We start from the raw sequence: 19,576 nt of genomic DNA on the forward strand, positions 1-19,576 counted from the left end.
TATCGGAATTGTATCGAGAAGTATTTAATATAAAGAGTTAAATGGCAACAAAAGAACAAACACCAAAAAACCAAGACTTTTCAAAATTCATCCGTTGGTTTTGGATGCTATTTACAGGAGGTATCCTGTTTGCAATATTAATGTTTTTATTAGCTTCTTGGGGGCTTTTTGGCGAGATGCCAGACCATACAGTTTTAGAAAACCCTAAAACAAATTTAGCTGCCGAAATTATTTCTTCTGATGGAAAAACCATAGGTAAATTCTATTTAAACGATAATAGAATACCTGTTGAATATGACGAATTACCCCAACATTTAATTGATGCCTTAATTGCTACTGAAGATGCGCGTTTTCACGACCATTCCGGGATTGATGCTTTTGGCACCTTAAGAGCTATTGTAAAATTAGGTAGTGGCGGTGGTGCCAGTACTATATCGCAACAATTAGCAAAACAACTCTTTCATGGTGAAGGTTCTAAAAATAAATTGGGTAGGATGACCCAAAAAATTAAAGAATGGATTATTGCCACCCGTTTAGAACGCCAATACACCAAAGAAGAGATTATCGCCCAGTATTTTAACATTTATGATTTTTTAAATAATGCCGATGGTATTAGAAGTGCCGCCAGTATTTATTTTGGAAAGGAACCCAAAGATTTAAATTTAAAAGAATCTGCCATGTTGGTGGGTATGTTTAAGAATTCATCATTATTCAATCCTAGAAAACGTCCAGAGCTAACAAGAGAAAGGAGAAATGTGGTTTTGGCGCAAATGGAAAAATATGATTTTATAGACAAAAAAGTGAAAGACTCGCTTCAAAAAACCGATTTAGATTTAAACTATTCACCAGAATCACACCGTGAAGGTATTGCCACTTATTTTAGAGGGTATTTAGATGGTTTTATGAAAGACTGGATAAAAAACAACCCAAAACCAGATGGTAGTAAATGGAATTTATACAACGATGGTTTAAAAATTTATACGACCATTGATTATCGCATGCAAAAGTATGCTGAAGATGCTGTAGAACAGCACATGTCTAGGTTACAGGCTGCTTTTTTTAGCCAAAACACGCCTCAAAAAAATCCAACAGCGCCGTTTATAGATTTATCTAAAGAAGAAATAGAAACGTTGTTAAAAAGTGCCATGAAACAATCGGAGCGCTGGAGAAAAATGAAATACGATTTAGGGAAATCGGATAAAGACATTGTAGCATCCTTTTACAAACCTACCGAAATGTCTGTTTTTGCTTGGAAAAAAGGAAAAGCTACCGAGGTAGACACGATTATGAAACCTATAGACTCCATACGTTACTATAAAACCTTTTTAAGAACAGGTATGATGGCTATGGATCCTCAAACAGGATATGTAAAAGCTTGGGTTGGTGGTATTAATTACAGACATTTCCAATACGATATGGTTAAACAAGGGAAACGACAAGTAGGCTCTACTTTTAAACCATTTGTTTACGCAACAGCTATAGACCAGTTGCATTACTCGCCCTGTAATGAATTTTCAGACTCACCTTTCTGTATAGAAAAAGGTAAATATGGAAATATGGAGGATTGGTGTCCTAAAAATTCTGGAGGAGAATATGGCGGTACAAGAACTCTAAAAAATGCTTTAGCAAACTCTGTTAATACGATTACTGCGCGGTTAATGGATCAAGTAGGGCCACAACCAGTAATAGATTTAGTTAAAAAATTGGGTATAGAATCCGACATTCCTGCCGTACCATCTATTGCATTAGGAACTGCGGATTTAAGTGTTTACGAAATGGTAGGTGCTTATGCAGCGTTTGCCAATAAGGGTGTTTACACAAAACCGGTAATGGTTACCACTATTGAAGATAAAAATGGTACCATTCTATATCAATTTAAACCAGAAACACGCGATGTTTTAGGAGATGAAGAGGCATATGTTACAGTAAAACTTTTAGAAGGTGTGACCCAATATGGTTCTGGGGCAAGGTTAAGAAGAACAGGGCCACCCGATAAATTTTACAAAGAAGTAATTACAGGCTATCCATACGGGTTTACGAACCCTATTGCAGGAAAAACAGGAACCACTCAAAACCAAAGTGATGGTTGGTTTATGGGCATGGTGCCTAATTTAGTAACTGGTGTTTGGGTAGGTGCCGAAGATCGAGCAGCACATTTTAGGTCTATTTTATACGGACAGGGAGCATCCATGGCATTACCAATTTGGGGGTCCTTTATGAAAAAATGTTATGACGATAAAACATTAGATGTTTCTACGGGTAATTTTGAAGCGCCTTCTAGACTTTCTATAAATGTAGATTGCTCTAAAGTGTCTGAAACCAATAATGATGGGGGCTCTGATAGTACACCAGACGATTTGAATTTTTAGCAACGAGTTAAATAGAAAAATCAAAAGCCATTCTTTTTAGAATGGCTTTTTTATTTCGTATTTTTAAAAAGCAAAAAATGATATAAGAATGATTAATAAAAAAGTTGCCAATGTAGAAGAAGCCCTCAAGGGTGTTTCAGACAATATGACCTTTATGCTTGGTGGTTTTGGGCTTAGTGGTATTCCTGAAAATGCCATTGCCCAATTAGTAAAATTAGGCGTAAAAGGGTTGACATGTATTTCTAATAATGCCGGAGTTGACGACTTTGGCTTAGGCTTACTGCTTCAAAAGCATCAAATAAAAAAAATGATATCGTCTTATGTGGGTGAAAATGATGAATTTGAGCGTCAAATGCTTTCGGGTGAATTGGATGTGGAGCTTATTCCACAAGGTACTCTAGCTGAGCGTTGTCGAGCAGCACAGGCAGGTTTTCCAGCCATTTATACCCCTGCAGGTTACGGAACTGAAGTAGCAGAAGGCAAAGAAACCCGAGAATTTGATAATAAAATGTATGTATTAGAACACGCCTTTAAAGCAGATTTTTCTTTTGTAAAAGCGTGGAAAGGAGATGCTGCAGGCAACTTGATTTTTAAAGGAACTGCTAGGAATTTTAATCCTGTTATGTGTGGCGCTGCTAAAATTACGGTTGCTGAGGTTGAAGAATTGGTGCCTTTAGGAAGCTTAGATCCCAACCAAATTCACATCCCAGGTATTTTTGTACAAAGAATTTTCCAAGGCGAAGCATACGAAAAACGAATAGAGCAACGAACCGTGAGACAAAAAAGTTAAAAGTGAACTAAAGTTAAAAGTATTTAAAGTTTTCGTTCGAAGGACATTTTAACTTATAACTTTAAATACTTTAGGCATTTAAAACTCAAAAAAATGTTAGATAAAACAGGTATAGCAAAACGAATTGCAAAAGAGGTAAAAAACGGATATTACGTAAATTTAGGTATTGGTATTCCAACATTGGTGGCCAATTATGTGCGTGACGATATTGAAGTTGAGTTCCAAAGTGAAAATGGCGTATTAGGGATGGGACCATTTCCTTTTGAAGGTGAAGAAGACGCCGATGTTATTAATGCGGGTAAACAAACCATTACCACATTGCCTGGAGCAAGTTTTTTTGACTCTGCCATGAGTTTTTCCATGATTCGAGGCAAGCACGTTGATTTAACTATTTTAGGAGCGATGGAGGTTGCCGAAAATGGCGATATAGCCAATTGGAAAATACCAGGACGTATGGTTAAAGGAATGGGAGGTGCTATGGATTTAGTAGCCAGTGCCGAAAACATTATTGTTGCCATGATGCACACCAACAAAGCGGGTGAATCCAAATTATTGAAGCGTTGCACTTTACCATTAACAGGTGTGGGGTGCGTAAAAAAAATAGTTACCAATTTAGCGGTTATAGAAGTTACTAATAAAGGTTTTAAACTGTTGGAACGTGCTCCCGGAATTTCGGTTGAAGAAATAAAGAATGCCACCGAAGGCACTTTAATTATAGAAGGTGATATTCCTGAAATGAGTATCTAAATCGCCTTAGCAAGTTCTTTATAATCATTAGCGTCCGATTAAAGATTCAAGACCGCTTTGCTACAAGAAAATAGAATAAAGAAAATAGAATATTGTACATATAGACTAAATGACAACAAATTGATACAATTCTGTTTTAATAATCGCTAAATAACCTGAGTTTCTATAAATTTTAACGAAGTTAGATGTTAAAAGTACAATGTTAGAAGTTCAAAGTTTGATGTACCGATAAAGTTTGTGATACACGATTCAACGATTACACGATTCAACGATTACATGGTTAAACTGCTAAAAGTTAAAAGTATGGTACACAAATCAGTAATATCTTTAAAAAGCCATTAACACAGTGTTTGCAGAGGATGGTAAAAAATTTTATCGGACAAAAATGGTTTAAAATCGACTAAATGTTAAAAATAAACGCGTTTTATCGATTTTTTATGTTTTTAAACTGATATATTGAAAAATTATTTCATATTAGCAGTCCCCAAATAAACCAAACCAAATAAATAGATTCCCCAAATCTACCCTAAACTTGAAGCCTATGAATTATGCAGCAAATCTACCTGAAGAACCTACATTTAACGAGAGTAAATTCAAAGAAACAGTTCGTGAGAATTTACGTTTCCTCAAAAGTTTAGTGTATTTAACTAAAAAATTATTTATGCTATAATCCTTTGGGAATAGCGTCGATTAATTTTTTAGTGTAGACAGTTTTGGGCGATCTGTAAATAATATCAGCGTCGTCCAATTCTTCTACTTTTCCTTGGTTCATTACCAATAGTTGATCACTCATATATTTTACCACCGCCAAATCGTGCGATATAAAAATATAGGTGAACCCAAAAGTTTCCTTAAGGTTGTTTAACAAGTTTAAAACTTGTGCTTGAACCGATATATCTAAAGCCGAAACGGACTCATCACACACAATAAGTTTTGGTTGTAAAGCAATAGTTCTCGCAATTCCAATACGTTGTCTTTGCCCGCCCGAAAACTCATGAGGATATCTGTTAAAATAATCTTCAGACAAACCTACCTTATCTAAAATATCAATCGTTTTTTCTTTGCGTTCTTCATCTGAACGATACAACTTATGTACTTTCATGGGTTCCATAATAGCTTCACCCACAGGAATTCTAGGGTTTAATGAGGAATACGGATCTTGAAATATAATTTGAATGTCTTTTCGAAGTTTTTTTATTTCTGAGCTTGAAAGCTTCGTAATATCGATACCTTGATAAAGAATCTTTCCAGCGGTGGCTTTATCCAATTGAAGAATGGCATTTCCTAAAGTGGATTTGCCACAGCCCGATTCGCCTACCAGTCCTAAAGTTTCGCCTTCGTACAATTTAAAACTGACATCATCAACAGCTTTAAAAGATTGTGGTTTCGAAAACCAGCCCGATTTTGAAAAATATATCTTTTCAACATTAATCACTTCTAATAAAGGGGGAGTGCTATATAATTTTTCGTGTTTTAGCTGGCGTTCTTCAGAAGTAATAATCTCGGTTTTAGTAGTACTATTTAGATAATCTTGAATAGTTGGCAGCGTTTTTAACCGCGTATTTAAAGAAGGGCGTGAATTAATAAGCGCTTTGGTATATAGGTGTTGAGGAGCCTTAAAAATGCTGGAAACCTCACCTTGTTCCACAATATCACCTTTATACATCACTAAAACCCTATTTGCTATTTCTGAAATTAAAGACAAGTCGTGTGTAATAAAAATAATGCTCATTTTTGTTTCGACTTGTAACTCTTTTAATAACTGTATGATGTTTTTTTGTACGGTAACATCCAATGCTGTTGTTGGTTCATCAGCAATTAAAATATCGGGTTTGCAACTTATTGCCATGGCTATCATAACCCGTTGTTTTTGACCTCCCGAAATTTCATGAGGATAGGCATTATAAACACGTTCGGGGTTCGGTAATTTTACTTTTTCAAAAAGCGACAGTGTTTCTGTTTTTGCTTCTTGTTTTGATAAATGCGTGTGTTGTAATAAGATTTCTTGAACCTGTTTTCCGCAAGTCATCGATGGGTTTAAAGAACTCATAGGTTCTTGAAAGATCATGGCTATTTTTTTGCCTCGGATATTTTGAAACGCTTTTGAAGACAATGTTGTTAAGTCTTCATTATTATACATAATGGTTCCAGACGTTATTTTTGAAATTTTCTTTGGAAGAAGTCCTAAAATTGCGAGTGAAGATACCGATTTACCAGACCCCGATTCACCTACAATACCTAATATTTCATTTTGGTTTAGATGATAGGACATGTGATGAATGACTTCGTTTTTTCCGAAAGCAATAGATAAATCATTAATAGTTAAAATGGGGTGTATCTTCATTATATATGAATAATTTCGTTTTCGTGAAGAATGGCATCACCACGAAGGCGTAAAAATATTTGTGCAACGGCAATGGTGTCTTTTTCGCAATAAATTACGATACGGTCAATTTCATTTTCTTCATAATAAACCCTATAAACCTCACTACCATCGATATCATCTTTTGGTGACGGAATACCTAAAACATTGGTTAGTAATTTGAGCGAGGTATAGCTTTTATAATCGCCAAATTTCCATAATTCCAAAGTGTCTAAATGTGGTACTTCCCAAGGTTTTTTGCCAAATAGATTGAGTTTGTAAGGCAACTCTATATTGTGAATTATCATGCGACGAGCAATGTATGGGAAGTCAAATTCCTTACCGTTGTGCGCACAAAGTAAGTGTTTTGTTTCGCTAAAATGTGATAATAGCAAGTTTTTAAAATCTTTTAAAATTTTAATTTCATCGCCATAAAATGAGGTGACTCTAAACTGTCTTAAATCACCTTTAAGAGTGAAATACCCAACCGAAATGCATACTATTTTACCAAATTCGGCCCAAATACCTGCACGTTCGTAAAAGTCTTCGGCAGTTTCGTCTTCCTTTCTTTGGTATTTCGATTTATGTTCCCACAACGATTGTTTGGTTTCATCCAATTCAGAAAAATATTGAACTTCCGGAACGGTTTCAATATCTAGAAATAATATGTTTTCAAGATTAAGTTTTGATATCATTTTCCAAGCATTTTATAGGCTTCATCAATGTAAACAGATATATCTTCGGTAAAAGAATTCTCCTCTTTGTTAGAGCCTTTTGAGTGTCCTAACCTAACAATAATCACATTATCATTGGGTTCTACAATAACGTATTGTCCCAAGTGCCCACGCATCATAAAAAAGTCTTTGCCATTTTGTTGTTTTAACCACCAGCCGTAGCCGTATTGTGGGCTTTCAGGAAAACGCGGTTTTATGGATTTTGCAACAAATACTGAATCTAAAATTTGTTTTCCGTTCCATTTACCAAAATCTTTGTATAGTTTTCCAAATCGTGCAAAATCTTTAGCATTGCTAGCTATACAGCAATAGGCTTTTACCAAATCGTGGTCTTCACTATCAACTTGCCAAAAGGTTTCATTTTCACAGCCAAGTGGTTTCCAGAAACTTTCTTCTAAATATTGGTACATTTTTTTACCAGTAGCTTTTTCAATAACCATAGCTAGTATTTGCGTATCGCCACTAGAATATTTAAACTTTTTTCCTGGTTCCTCTTCAACTTTTAATCCTAGCATTACTTTTTCTAAATCGTCATCAAAGTAAGCTCGTGTAACAATTGAAAATGGTGAATAATACTTTTCGTCCCATGTCGTACCAGACGCCATACTCGATAAATCGCCCACAGTCATTTTTGCTGCTAAACCCTTACAAAATGTTGGTAAAAAATCGCTTACGGGTTGGTCTAAACTTTTTATATAGCCTTGTTCAATAGCTTTTCCCATAAGGCCAGACACATAACTTTTCGCCATTGAAAATGAATTGCTTTTAGAGTTTTCATCAAAACCATCATAATAGTTTTCAAACCAAATACTATCGTTTTTTATAATAACGTATGCTATGGTGCCGTTTGTTTTATTGATGTCATTTAAAGCATCGGTTTCTTTAACAGTATTATAATGTTTGTGAATTGGCCAAGGTTGAGGGTTACCATTTTCTACAAGCTTGTTGTCGAATTTCTTATAATCTTCTAAATAAGCGGTTGAATGCCCTGTTAGATAAATGGTTCTAACGGCTTTTAACAAATAGTCTGTATCTGTAATGTAAAGTGCAATTATTAACACGCCTAATAAAATAGCGACCCATTTAAAAAGTTTTTTAAGGAATTTCATTTCATGTTGTTTAATTGAAATAAATATAGGAAATATTTTATGTAATCCTACTTTAGGAAGAATGGAAATAAGAGCATGTTTAAAAAAAATTCAATTGGCTAAAAAAATGCCTTTTTTGCCACATATTTGTCTTTTTATCACCCCATAGCTACGGCTATGCGGTTCAAAAAAGCCTTCATATGGAACAAAAATCATCATTTTTCGATACAATCAATCCTTTTTAAGCATGCTCTAAAACTAAAAGAGAGATTGTTGTTTGTATGGGTTTTCGTGTTCCAGCAACCATTGCTTACGGTGTAAACCACCAGCATAACCTGTTAAGCTACCATCACTACCAATAACCCGATGGCAAGGTACAATAATCCAAAGGGGATTTTTCCCATTGGCATTTGCAACGGCCCTAATAGCTTTTACGTCGCCTAATTGTTTTGATAATTCTAGATAGGAAACTGTTTTTCCATAAGGAATTTGCTCCAGTTGTTTCCAAACTGTTTTTTGAAAATCGGTGCCTTCTGGGTTAAGTTTAAGGTCAAATTGCGTGCGTGTGCCTTCAAAATATTCGTTAAGTTGCATCACACAATCTTCAAGTTCAACAGGAATAATATCCGTTATTTTTTCTTCAGAATTTAAAACGATTACAGATGAAATACCATTTGTATCACCACTAATTTTGGTGTAACCTAAAGGCGATTTGATGATGCATTCTTCCATTAGTTGATGGGGTCTTTATCGTCTATAATGCCGAGGCGTTTTGCCCGGGCTTCCCAGCTTTTTCTTGCCAAATGTTGCAAGTCGGCAATGTTGTCACTCTCATCCATAATTTCAAATCCCAATAAGGTTTCAATAACATCTTCCATAGTAACAATGCCACTTACAGAACCATATTCGTCAACGACCAATGCCATATGGTTTTTACTATTTACCAATTGGTCTAGCAATTTTGGAATCGCAAGTGACCGATTGACAATGATAATATTTCGTTTGATATCAACCAATTTTTTATTGTTGTTATCATTCGCCATTTCCCTGAAAACATCGTCCTTTAAAACCAATCCTGTAATGTTATCGATTTCATCTTGAAATACGGGGATACGGGAAAAACGAATGTGTTGGTTTTCTTTAAAAAAATCCCCAATGGTCATGTCTTCGCTAACGGTTTTCATAACAGTACGCGGTGTCATAACGTCTTTAGCCTGAATGTTTTTAAAGGTCAATAAATTTTTAATCACCGTACTTTCAGAAGCTTCAAAAACACCTTCTTCTTCAGCAATTTCCGTCATGGCATAAAACCCGTCACGACTCATAACACTATGATGCCCTTTGCCGCCAATAAGTTTGGTAGTTAGTTGTAGCATCCAAAGAATGCCTGTCCATTTTAATGGAAAAAGCAATAGGTTTAAACTTAGAGCTGTGAAATTGGCTAATTGTTTCCAATACGTGGCGCCAATGGTTTTAGGAATTATTTCTGAAGCTATTAAAATTAAGATGGTCATTATAGTGGAAATGATACCAACCATAACATCTTCGGTAAACGGAAAACCAAGAAATAGTGTTTGTTTACTGCCATAAATATTGGCATAGGCAGTTTTAGCTTGTACACCAACTAAAATAGCGCCTACAGTATGCGCTATCGTATTAAAGGTTAAAATAGCTATAAGGGGTTTGTCAATATCTTTTTTAAAATGCTCTAAAATAATGGCAAACGATTTGCCCTCTTTTTTGTTAATATTAATAAATGTGGGGGTAATGCTTAGCAAAACGGCCTCTAAAATGGAACACCAAAAAGAGAAAATGATAGCGGTTGATGCATAAAATAAGAGCAATCCCATAACGATTTAATTTTTTTATTAAAGCTATGAAATTAATTTTACAATATTCTTTTTATGAGAGTATGTAATACAATTATTTTATAGAAAACCTATTAGGTTTTAAAATCTAACAGGTGTAAAAGTTCTTATTTAACACTTAAAAAGATACCTCCAGATATTGAAGGTGCTGAATAAGTAAGTTTTCCAGATACCGGATTTGTATAATTAAGAGAAATACCTAGGTTTTTTTTAATATAATAAGCAACTTCTGCTCCTAAGCTTACATATTCAATGTTGTTTGCAAATATGCTTCCTTGTAAGTTTTCCGCACTTAAATTGCCGTTTTTTAGTGATTCTAAAACATTTACTCGACCAATAAGCCACAATTTATTTTTTAAAATATTACCACCTATTTCTAAACCGGCTCTAAGTTCATCAGAAAAGCCTTTGGTTCTATTATTAAAACCTAAATAAGTTTTAGCGTATGATGGCATTGTACCTAGTTTAAAAGATGTTCCAAGGGTGGTTTGTATAAGTTGATTAAATTCACCGTCACCTGTTTGAAAACTGCCATCGCTTCCTCCAGAACTGTTGCCAGTTGGAATTCCTAGTTTTAAAGTTGCAGATAAGGCATAATTTTTAGTTTTAAATATTCCATATCTCACACCTAATTCCATATCTCCAAAACTATTCAATGCTTCGCCTTTTGATAGTATTTGGCCTGTAGTTCCTGATATTTCATCATTTTCTACTGCTCTTGAAAAAAATGGAATATAGCTAATAATATCAAATTTATTTGAAATGCCATATTCACCATAAAGACTAATATTAAATTGACTTCTCGTAATATTAGGGTCAGTTTTACCAGTATCTGTATAATGTTGATCAGCAACTATATACCAAGCAGATAATTTATAGTATCCTTTACCTTTTCCTTTTGTCCATTGTGAAAAAACGGTGTTGGAAAATAAAAATGCAAGTATTATTACAAATAGAATTTTTTTTGAATTCATCATTTTTTAAAAAATAAATTATTAATCGTTTATTTTCCCTTCGCCCACCTTAACACCAAAGGGTTTACACCAATATAGTACATAGGAATAATCGTTAATACCTTTGTTGTTTATTATGTAAGAATGCGCACCACTAAAAGTAGTTACAGGACCTATTTCAAGGGCACTACCAATAGAATTAGGATTATTGCTTAAATAAATATAAAGCCCAGGTAAACTAGTTGTGACCTCATAATTACTGCCGATAGATAATTTTAAGTCGTTAGAATTTTCTATTTGAGATAAAGTAAAATCCCCTTTTAAGGCATAATTACTTGTAGATACGATAGTTCCAGACTTTGTATTTGCATTTTGTGCGACCTCGGTTATTGTTACAGAAGTAGTGCTTTCTATAGTTTTATTATTTACAACTGTTTGAGCTTTTATATTTGTTGTGCCTTTAGAAACACCAGTAATTAAACCATTGGTATTAACAGTAGCAACAGAAGAATTTTCACTAGACCAAGTAATATTAGCAGCTTCTTTCTCTCCTAAAGCATTATAGTAAGCAACATTATATTGGTAGGTTTCAGAAACGGCAATACTTTCTATTGGGTTTAAAAAGACTATTTCTTCTGGTTTTGGTTCAGAATTATTCGCAGTAATAGTTATAGGGATTGTATTTTCTACAGTTTTACTATTTATAATTGCTTGTGCTTTTATATTTGTTGTTCCTTCAGAAATGCCAGTAACTAATCCTTTAGCATCTACAGTAGCAATGTAAGGGGCTTCGCTAGACCAAGTTATATTTACGGTTTCTGCTTCTCCAATATTGTTAAAATATCTAACATTCAATTGATAGGTTTCAGTAGCAGAAATGCTTTCTACGGGATTCAAAAATCGAATTTCTTCAGGAATGGTATCGTTTATTATATCTTCACCGATACAATTGCATAAAATTAGGCTAGTAATTAAAATAAAAACTAGATGTATTTTTCTCATAATATGACATTTTGATACTATGTCGCTTATATAAGTTGATAATTACATTAACAGAACAGAAATGTTAAAAAAAGACTAATTTTTTAATTGGAAACCAGATGTTCGTAGATTTAAAATTTTACCACATCAAGCCCATTTGCTACTTTGAGCAAAAAGATATTTTTATTTCATCAAGACTCAGGAAGACAATATTTTGATCGATTATTTATTTAAAAGTTTAATAACATCCTTTGCAAAATAGCTTGCTATAATATCAGCTCCAGCACGTTTTATAGCCGTAATTTGTTCCATCATAACAGCGTCGTGATCTAACCAGCCTTTTTCGGCAGCGGCTTTTAGCATGGCATATTCACCAGAAACTTGATACACGGCAACAGGCACATCAACGGCATTTTTTATGTCTCTTACAATATCTAAATAACAAATCCCTGGTTTTACCATGACGATATCGGCACCTTCGTCAATATCCATTTCGGTTTCTCGTATGGCTTCAAAACGGTTGGCATAATCCATTTGATAGGTTTTTTTGTCTTTTGGAATATCAATCAAGTCAACAGGAGCAGAATCTAAAGCGTCTCGAAACGGCCCATAAAACGCCGAAGCGTATTTAGCTGAATAGCTCATGATGCCAGTATTGATAAACCCTTCATCTTCCAACGCTTCGCGAATGGTTAAAATACGTCCGTCCATCATATCACTTGGTGCTACAAAATCGGCACCTGCTTTGGCATGGGATACACTCATTTCAGCCAACAAATCAACAGTTGCATCATTAACAATCATACCATTTTCTATAATACCATCATGCCCGTAAGATGAGTATGGATCTAAAGCGACATCGGTCATAACCAACATATCTGGACAGGCATTTTTAACGGTTTTTATGGCACGCTGCATCAATCCGTTAGGGTTTAAGGCTTCAGTACCTTTATTATCTTTTAAATTATCGGGTACTTTTACAAATAACAACACCGATTTTAAACCCAGTTTCCAAAGTTCTTTTACTTCGTTTTCCAGTAAATCTAAACTGAAACGGAAATAATTTGGCATCGAAGGAATCTCATCTTTCACGCCTCTTCCTTCTACCACAAAAAGGGGAACTAAAAAATCGTTTGGAGTAATGATGGTTTCTCTAACCAAACTACGAATAGCTTCGTTGGTTCTTAATCGTCTGTTTCTTCTAAGTGGATACATTATTATATTTTTTATTTACTTAATCCTAAATAAGTCCAATGGTTGTTTTCTTTTAAAAAAGCTGATTTTTCATGAATGATATCTACTTTTCCCTTTTCATAAAAATACGCATTAAATGTAACTATTCCATCGGTGTCGCCCGGTTTTCCTTTTGAAGTTTCCAATACTTCTAATTTTATCCATTGAACAGATTTAGCCCATTTAATAATTTCTTTTTTTTCTTTAACTGGTCGTGTGGAACTATGGTGGCTTTGCATTAAATAGTCACCGTTAGCTAATACAAATGCACTATATCTAGAACGCATTAACTGTTCTGCCGTTAAGGCTTGATAAATGTTGTGATGAATTTTTCCGCAACATTCTGAATAAAGGATAGTATTTCCACAATAGCAATTCATGTGATTTTTTATATCCAATCAACTGGTTTTTTCAATACGTCCAATAATTTTTCTTCCTCACTTCCTGCTTCGGGTTGATGGTCGTAAACCCATTGCACATGTGGCGGCAAACTCATTAAAATACTTTCAATACGCCCATTGGTTTTTAGTCCGAATAGGGTGCCTTTATCGTGTACTAAATTAAATTCCACATAACGTCCACGACGTATTTCTTGCCAATCTCTTTGTTCTTTTGAATAGGGCAAATCTTTGCGTTTTTCGACAATAGGGATGTAGCATTCAAGAAAGCTATTCCCAACTTCGGTTACAAAGTTGTACCAGTTTTCCATGGACATGGTTTTGGAGGCCTTGCAATAGTCAAAAAACAAACCTCCAACGCCACGGGCTTCGTTACGGTGTGCATTCCAAAAATAGTCGTCGCATTTTGTTTTGTATGTTTTATAAAAGTCTGGGTTATGTTTGTCACAAGCCGTTTTACAGGTTTTATGAAAATGAATAGCGTCTTCTTCGAACAGGTAATAAGGTGTTAAATCTTGTCCGCCACCAAACCAGTTATCAATAATATTTCCTTGTTTATCATACATTTCAAAGTAACGCCAATTGGCATGAACTGTCGGTACCATTGGGTTTTTAGGATGCAAAACTAAACTCAAACCGCAAGCAAAAAAGTCGACATCACCCACATTAAAATAGGCTTGCATCGATTTTGGAAGTTTTCCATGAACACCAGAAATATTAACGCCCCCTTTTTCGAATACATGGCCGTTTTCAATCACACGGGTACGCCCACCTCCGCCTTCTGGTCGTTCCCAAATATCTTCTCTAAAGGTGGCTTTGCCATCAACCGTTTCCAATTTTGATGTGATGGTGTCTTGTAAAGTTTGTATGTATTTATAGAATTTATCTTTGAGGTTGGGGTCATCGTTTTGTTCCTTAGTTTGATTATCTCCGGTTTGATTACCTGCAAGGTTTCCAAAACCTTGTAGGTCTAAATCACTTCTTTGTTTTTTATGTGCCATATCAAAATTATCGATCGAGTCAAAAAGTCTTACAATGTCACTTCTTGATAATATACTTTTGTTGTTTTCGTTAGAAAAATAGTAATTATAAGATGAAAATGAATAATCTTTTAATGATTTTACTATCTTATGATTTATAGGATTATTATGAACATATATAATGCTATTTTTTAGATATGTTTCATCAAGTATTTTTTTTCGTTTGAAATGTTTTTCAAACAAGCTTCCTGTTCTATTCTGTTGTTTATTAAAAGCTTTTGCATAAGCGTTGAAAAGGTTAGAAAAGGCTTGGCTTACAACCGTACCATCTTCAATTAATTTAACAATGAGGTGAAAATGATTATTCATTAAGCAGTAAGCAATGACATCAACTTTTCCTGCTAAATGTTTTTCAATTAAAATTAAGAAATAAGACATGTTAGCTTCATTCTGAAAAATAATACCACTGTTTATTCCCCGGTTGAAAATATGATAGCAATAGTCTTTTTCTAATGTCTCTAATGTCATGTTTTTTGTTTTAGACCTTTTTTTAGACCTACAAGGCTTTGAAAACCTTACAGGTCAGGGTTAAAACCTTGTGGGTCTTTTCTAAGATTTAAGATTTCAACGGTTTTTAAAGTAGCAGCGGTCACCGAAAGTGGTAGCACTAAAATGACACCAATCACAGGAATTAACAAAAACAGCATAAATATGATACCATTTCCAATAGCTAATCCACGATGTTTTCTAACAAATTGCACACTTTCGCTATATTTAAAATGACGCTCCAAAGTATAATCCATATTCCCAAAACCTGAGTAATAGGCTTGTACTAAAAAAAGCAATACCGTTGAAAAAATACCAATTATAGGGATAAATCCTAAAAGTAAAATAGGAATGGTTAAAAGAAGCTCCATACCTAAATTTCTAATATTTATACGAATACCTCGCCAAAGTTGCTGAGAAAAAGAGGTGGATCTATGTGTATGTATTTTGCCTATTAAATGGGTTTCAATTTTTTCGGACACTGGACTCATGAATGGTGCCGATAATGCCATAATGATATGTTTGTAAAGTATAAGTGCTATAAGTACAACAAACAAACCGCCTATAATATTGCTAATGGCAGTAAAGGTTTCCTTGCCCCATTCCCAAACCCAAATTTTGGAGATATAGTAGCCAATATTATCTGATAGACTATATGCTAAAACAGCAACAAGAATTGCAATCAAAACGCTTATAAGCATAGGAATAGCAAAGTATTTCCAAAGTTTTAGTTTTGATATTAAACTAAAGGCTCCGAAATATGCCTGTATTCCTGAAATAATATTTTTAATCATAAAGGTCTCTTTGCTTTAGCGATTACTCATGCATTTTATTTTGTAAATTGGAAATTGTGAATGTTTCACATTTGCAGCGGCATCCTTTTGTTTTGCTAAGAGTTCATTAAAAATAACGAAAACTTTATAAACAAAAGATATAGTGACATATTTACATTCATGAGTTCCAAATTTTAAAATATCAACTTACGAATAAATGCGCGACCCTTCTGGTAACGCCCAAAAATCAGACTTTATATTCCTTTACGGCATCGATAAACGCCTTAGCATTTTCTACCGGGATGTTAGGTAAAATACCATGACCAAGGTTTACAATGTATTTGTCTTTGCCAAATTCGTTTATCATTTGGTGTACCATTTTCTTGATTTCAGCAGGTGGCGATAATAATCGTGCTGGATCAAAATTACCTTGAAGCGTAATGTTTCCACCAGTTAAATAACGGGCATTTCTTGCAGAACACGTCCAATCTACCCCTAAGGCGGAAGCGCCAGATTTAGCCATATCGTTTAGGGCAAACCAGCAGCCTTTACCAAAGGCAATAACAGGAGCATCGTCTTTTAATGCATCGATGATTTGTTGGATATATTGCCAAGAGAACTCTTGATAATCTACTGGCGAAAGCATGCCTCCCCAGGAATCAAATATTTGTACCGCATTACATCCTGCTTTTACTTTTTCTTTTAAATAAGCAATAGTGGTATCGGTTATTTTTTGAAGCAATAAATGAGCTGCTACCGGATTAGTAAAGCAAAATTCTTTGGCTTTATCAAACGTTTTACTGCCTTGGCCTTGTACGCAATAACAAAGAATTGTCCATGGCGAGCCAGCGAAACCAATTAAGGGAATGTCATCATTCAATAATTCTTTAGTAGCTTTTATGGCTTGATACACGTAGTCTAAGGACTCTTTAACATCGGGAACAATAACATTATCGACATCTTTTGAAGTACGAACAGGATGAGGTAAATAAGGTCCAAAATTTGGTTTCATTTGCACCTCAATATTCATAGCCTGTGGAATGACTAAAATATCACTGAATAGAATGGCAGCATCCATACCAAAACGGCGGATGGGTTGTACGGTGATTTCGCTAGCAATTTCTGGTGTTTGGCAACGAGTAAAAAAATCATATTTGTCACGAAGTGCTATAAATTCTGGTAAATAGCGACCTGCTTGACGCATCATCCAAACGGGAGGGCGTTGTACAGTTTCTCCTTTTAATGCTCTTAAAAATAAATCGTTTTTTATCATTTTAAATGTTCTTGTTTCTTAAATCGTATTCTTCTTCGCCCATACAGTAGTTTTCAATATCTTTATTATTGCCATAAACGACTAAAATGTCGTTTTCTAGAACTAAAGTTTCAGGCGATGTACGACCTATGGTTTCTTTAACAATGGTTTTCTTTCCTATTAAATTTTTCTTTTCAATTTCGCGAATGATAGTAATTAAAGTGAGGTGGTATTTGTCTATAGAATCCAATTCCTGTAATGTTTTGCCGTAAAATTCTTTTTTCGCTTTTACTTCTGAAATGGTATAATTATTATCTAACTGGTAATTTTCTAGAGTAGATTTAAAGTTAATTTGTTTGGTAAGTCTATCTGCCGAATCTTGCTCTGGGTGCACAATGCTGTAAATACCCATGGCCTCTAACACCGTATCGTGTATAGGCGATAAGGCCCTGCTGATAATTTTCACATTACTAAGTTTTTTTATAATGGCGGTTGTAATGATGGCTGCACCCTCGTTTTCTCCAATGGCAACAATAACTTTGTCGGCATCTTTTAAAGGCAGTGCTTCGTAGGCCAATTCATTTGTAGAGTCCATACAAATGGCATGCGAAATTTTATCTTTTACAAGATTAATTTTGTCCATTTGTTTATCTATAGCTATAACTTCGTTACCCGTTTCGGTTAAACTTAAAGACAAAGCCATGCCAAAATTTCCAAGTCCGAAAACAATTATTTTCATGCAGTTAAACTTTTTAGTTAATTAAAATATTCTCTTTTGGATACTCATAAAACTGATGGTTTATTTGGCGCAGTAGACCAATCATTAAATTGAGCATTCCTATTCTGCCAATAAACATAACGGCAATAATAACATATTTGCTGGCTTCGGTAAGGTTTGGGGTAAAATTTAAGCTCAAACCAACGGTACTATAAGCCGAAAAGCATTCAAAAACAACCGTTAAAAGCGGTGTGTCTTTAGGTTCTAAAATTAATAAACTCATTATGGCTATGCCAATGATTATAAGCGAAATACATAGAATAGCAAAGGCCCTTGATGTAGATTCGGCCGAAAAGCGTCTTCCAAAAATTTCTATTCTACTTTTTCCTCTGGCAATGGCAAATATATTTAAAGTAGCCAATGCAAAGGTACTCGTTTTTATACCACCACCAGTTGATGCAGGCGATGCCCCAATCCACATTAAAAATATAACAAATAATAGTGAAGGCATCGTCATTTGCGTATAATCTACCACATTAAAGCCAGCAGTTCGCGGTGTGACCGAACCAAAGGCTGCATTGGTAATTTTCCCAAAAATGGTTTTATGGTCTAGTAAAGTATTGTTATATTCTGAAATAAATAAAAACACCCAACCTACAAACAATAAAATAATGGTGGTATAAATAACTATTTTAGAATTAAGCGTTACAATAGGCACACGCTTATGAATTATTTTTTTGCTGAATAATTCTAATATATAAGTTTTTATGTACTTGAAAAAATTGAAAATGATGTGATGTCCAAGACCTCCAAAAACAACAAGAATCATAATAATCCATTGAAATAAGTAATTAAAACGGATACTTTGGTCAAACAAACCAGATGAAAATATTGAAAAACCAGCATTACAAAATGCCGAGATAGAATGAAATATGGAAAAGAAAAACCTATTGTTTATATCCCGATTGGTTGTTATTGAAAAATAGATAAATAAGGCTCCAATAATTTCAACAGCAAGTGTAAATACCACGACGTTTAGTGCGACTCTAAAAACATCTTTCAATCCTTCATGGGCTAAAAAATCTTTGGTGTTTAAACCTTCCTTGAAAGAGGAACTGCCTCTAAAGAAAAAGGCGAAGAACGATGTAAAGGTTAGTATACCAATACCTCCTAGTTGTATGAGTACTAAAATAATAGACTGCCCAATAATGGTAAAATCGGTACTTGTATCTAAAACAGCTAACCCAGTAACACATACACTGCTGGTCGCTGTAAACAAAGCATTTGTAAAGCTAATGCCATGGGTTGTGGCACTTGGCAGCATCAGCAAAAAAGCACCAGCCAATGCTAAAATCATAAAACTGCCTACAAATACAATAGCAGGATTAAAATACACATCGTAAATATGTCTTACTAAAACAAATAACCTTAATAAAAAGTAAAGAATCAATCCACCCTCAAGAATGGGTTTTACTTTTTGTAAAATATAATGATAATCGTGTTTAATATGAAATAAGGATACAATAAGAGAAGTTACCAGTAACACAGAGATAATAATCATGTTTACAAAAGCAACGTTTTTACCTTTTTTGAACTTATAAACAATAAATTTAAAAGCATTAAAAAGCAGTAAAAAAAACAAGAGAATTATTAAGCTCGTAACGTGTGCTGTGGTAAAATTTTCGTCAAAATCATAACCAAAATCGAAAACAATGAAGAAAAGAACAATGATATCAAAAAACCGATAAATATAATTGAGTAATGATTCTCTTTTCATTGTAATG

General features: G+C 34.4%; 16 protein-coding genes and 1 pseudogene. 3 read left to right on the forward strand and 14 right to left on the reverse strand.

Going from position 1 to position 19,576, the window contains the following annotated elements; translation table 11 throughout:
* The first annotated feature begins 41 nt into the window (after nucleotides 1-41).
* The 3 genes from ACGLWY_RS09875 (at nucleotide 42) to ACGLWY_RS09885 (ending at nucleotide 3,906) form a co-directional block, all read left to right on the forward strand.
* Nucleotides 42-2,369 (forward strand): penicillin-binding protein 1A, encoded by a 2,328-nt coding sequence (locus tag ACGLWY_RS09875; RefSeq protein WP_396619511.1) that lies wholly within the window; start codon nucleotides 42-44, stop codon nucleotides 2,367-2,369.
* 88 nt (nucleotides 2,370-2,457) lie between these two features.
* Nucleotides 2,458-3,159 carry a CoA transferase subunit A gene (locus tag ACGLWY_RS09880; protein WP_396619512.1) on the forward strand — a complete coding sequence of 234 codons (702 nt, stop codon included), beginning with the start codon at nucleotides 2,458-2,460 and terminating at the stop codon, nucleotides 3,157-3,159.
* Between the two features lie 93 nt (nucleotides 3,160-3,252).
* The gene (locus ACGLWY_RS09885; protein ID WP_396619513.1) at nucleotides 3,253-3,906 is read left to right on the forward strand and encodes a 3-oxoacid CoA-transferase subunit B; all 654 of its coding nucleotides are present in this window, start codon (nucleotides 3,253-3,255) and stop codon (nucleotides 3,904-3,906) included.
* Between the two features lie 664 nt (nucleotides 3,907-4,570).
* On the opposite strand, the gene ACGLWY_RS09890 is transcribed toward ACGLWY_RS09885, so the two are convergent.
* From ACGLWY_RS09890 to ACGLWY_RS09955, 14 genes and pseudogenes are all read right to left on the reverse strand, one after another.
* Nucleotides 4,571-6,250, reverse strand: coding sequence for an ABC transporter ATP-binding protein (locus ACGLWY_RS09890; RefSeq protein ID WP_396619514.1), 1,680 nt, complete (start codon nucleotides 6,248-6,250; stop codon nucleotides 4,571-4,573).
* A complete protein-coding gene (locus ACGLWY_RS09895) occupies nucleotides 6,250-6,963 on the reverse strand; it encodes a 3'-5' exonuclease (protein ID WP_396619515.1) in 714 nt (237 codons plus the stop codon). Before ACGLWY_RS09895 ends, ACGLWY_RS09890 begins: the two co-directional genes overlap by 1 nt.
* The gene (locus tag ACGLWY_RS09900) at nucleotides 6,960-8,111 is read right to left on the reverse strand and encodes a serine hydrolase domain-containing protein (protein WP_396619516.1); all 1,152 of its coding nucleotides are present in this window, start codon (nucleotides 8,109-8,111) and stop codon (nucleotides 6,960-6,962) included. The genes ACGLWY_RS09895 and ACGLWY_RS09900 overlap by 4 nt, the downstream gene beginning before the upstream one ends.
* 237 nt (nucleotides 8,112-8,348) lie before the next feature.
* On the reverse strand, nucleotides 8,349-8,822 hold the full coding sequence (locus ACGLWY_RS09905; RefSeq protein WP_396619517.1) for a methylated-DNA--[protein]-cysteine S-methyltransferase: 474 nt from the start codon (nucleotides 8,820-8,822) through the stop codon (nucleotides 8,349-8,351).
* Nucleotides 8,822-9,940 (reverse strand): CNNM domain-containing protein, encoded by a 1,119-nt coding sequence (locus tag ACGLWY_RS09910; RefSeq protein WP_396619518.1) that lies wholly within the window; start codon nucleotides 9,938-9,940, stop codon nucleotides 8,822-8,824. Before ACGLWY_RS09910 ends, ACGLWY_RS09905 begins: the two co-directional genes overlap by 1 nt.
* Before the next feature lie 125 nt (nucleotides 9,941-10,065).
* Entirely contained in the window at nucleotides 10,066-10,935 is an 870-nt protein-coding gene (locus tag ACGLWY_RS09915) for a hypothetical protein (RefSeq protein WP_396619519.1), read from the reverse strand.
* An 18-nt stretch (nucleotides 10,936-10,953) separates the two neighbouring features.
* Nucleotides 10,954-11,913 (reverse strand): Ig-like domain-containing protein, encoded by a 960-nt coding sequence (locus tag ACGLWY_RS09920; protein ID WP_396619520.1) that lies wholly within the window; start codon nucleotides 11,911-11,913, stop codon nucleotides 10,954-10,956.
* Nucleotides 11,914-12,114: 201 nt separating this feature from the next.
* Nucleotides 12,115-13,107: a porphobilinogen synthase gene (gene hemB / locus ACGLWY_RS09925; protein ID WP_396619521.1), complete on the reverse strand. Its 993-nt coding sequence runs from the start codon at nucleotides 13,105-13,107 to the stop codon at nucleotides 12,115-12,117.
* An 11-nt stretch (nucleotides 13,108-13,118) separates the two neighbouring features.
* Entirely contained in the window at nucleotides 13,119-13,505 is a 387-nt protein-coding gene (locus tag ACGLWY_RS09930) for a YchJ family protein (protein WP_396619522.1), read from the reverse strand.
* 8 nt (nucleotides 13,506-13,513) lie between these two features.
* Nucleotides 13,514-14,416 (reverse strand): annotated as a pseudogene (gene hemF / locus ACGLWY_RS09935) (oxygen-dependent coproporphyrinogen oxidase); the annotation flags it as partial.
* A gap of 662 nt (nucleotides 14,417-15,078) precedes the next feature.
* The gene (locus tag ACGLWY_RS09940) at nucleotides 15,079-15,843 is read right to left on the reverse strand and encodes an EI24 domain-containing protein (protein ID WP_396619523.1); all 765 of its coding nucleotides are present in this window, start codon (nucleotides 15,841-15,843) and stop codon (nucleotides 15,079-15,081) included.
* A gap of 226 nt (nucleotides 15,844-16,069) precedes the next feature.
* Nucleotides 16,070-17,095, reverse strand: a complete 1,026-nt coding sequence (hemE, locus tag ACGLWY_RS09945; protein WP_117173726.1) for a uroporphyrinogen decarboxylase — start codon at nucleotides 17,093-17,095, stop codon at nucleotides 16,070-16,072.
* A 1-nt stretch (nucleotide 17,096) separates the two neighbouring features.
* Entirely contained in the window at nucleotides 17,097-17,813 is a 717-nt protein-coding gene (locus ACGLWY_RS09950; RefSeq protein WP_396619524.1) for a potassium channel family protein, read from the reverse strand.
* A 13-nt stretch (nucleotides 17,814-17,826) separates the two neighbouring features.
* Complete coding sequence (locus ACGLWY_RS09955) at nucleotides 17,827-19,569, reverse strand: TrkH family potassium uptake protein (protein WP_396619525.1); 1,743 nt, start codon at nucleotides 19,567-19,569, stop codon at nucleotides 17,827-17,829.
* Between the last annotated feature and the right edge of the window lie 7 nt (nucleotides 19,570-19,576).

Source organism: Mariniflexile sp. HMF6888 (genome assembly GCF_044335535.1).
Classification (GTDB): Bacteria; Bacteroidota; Bacteroidia; order Flavobacteriales; family Flavobacteriaceae; genus Mariniflexile.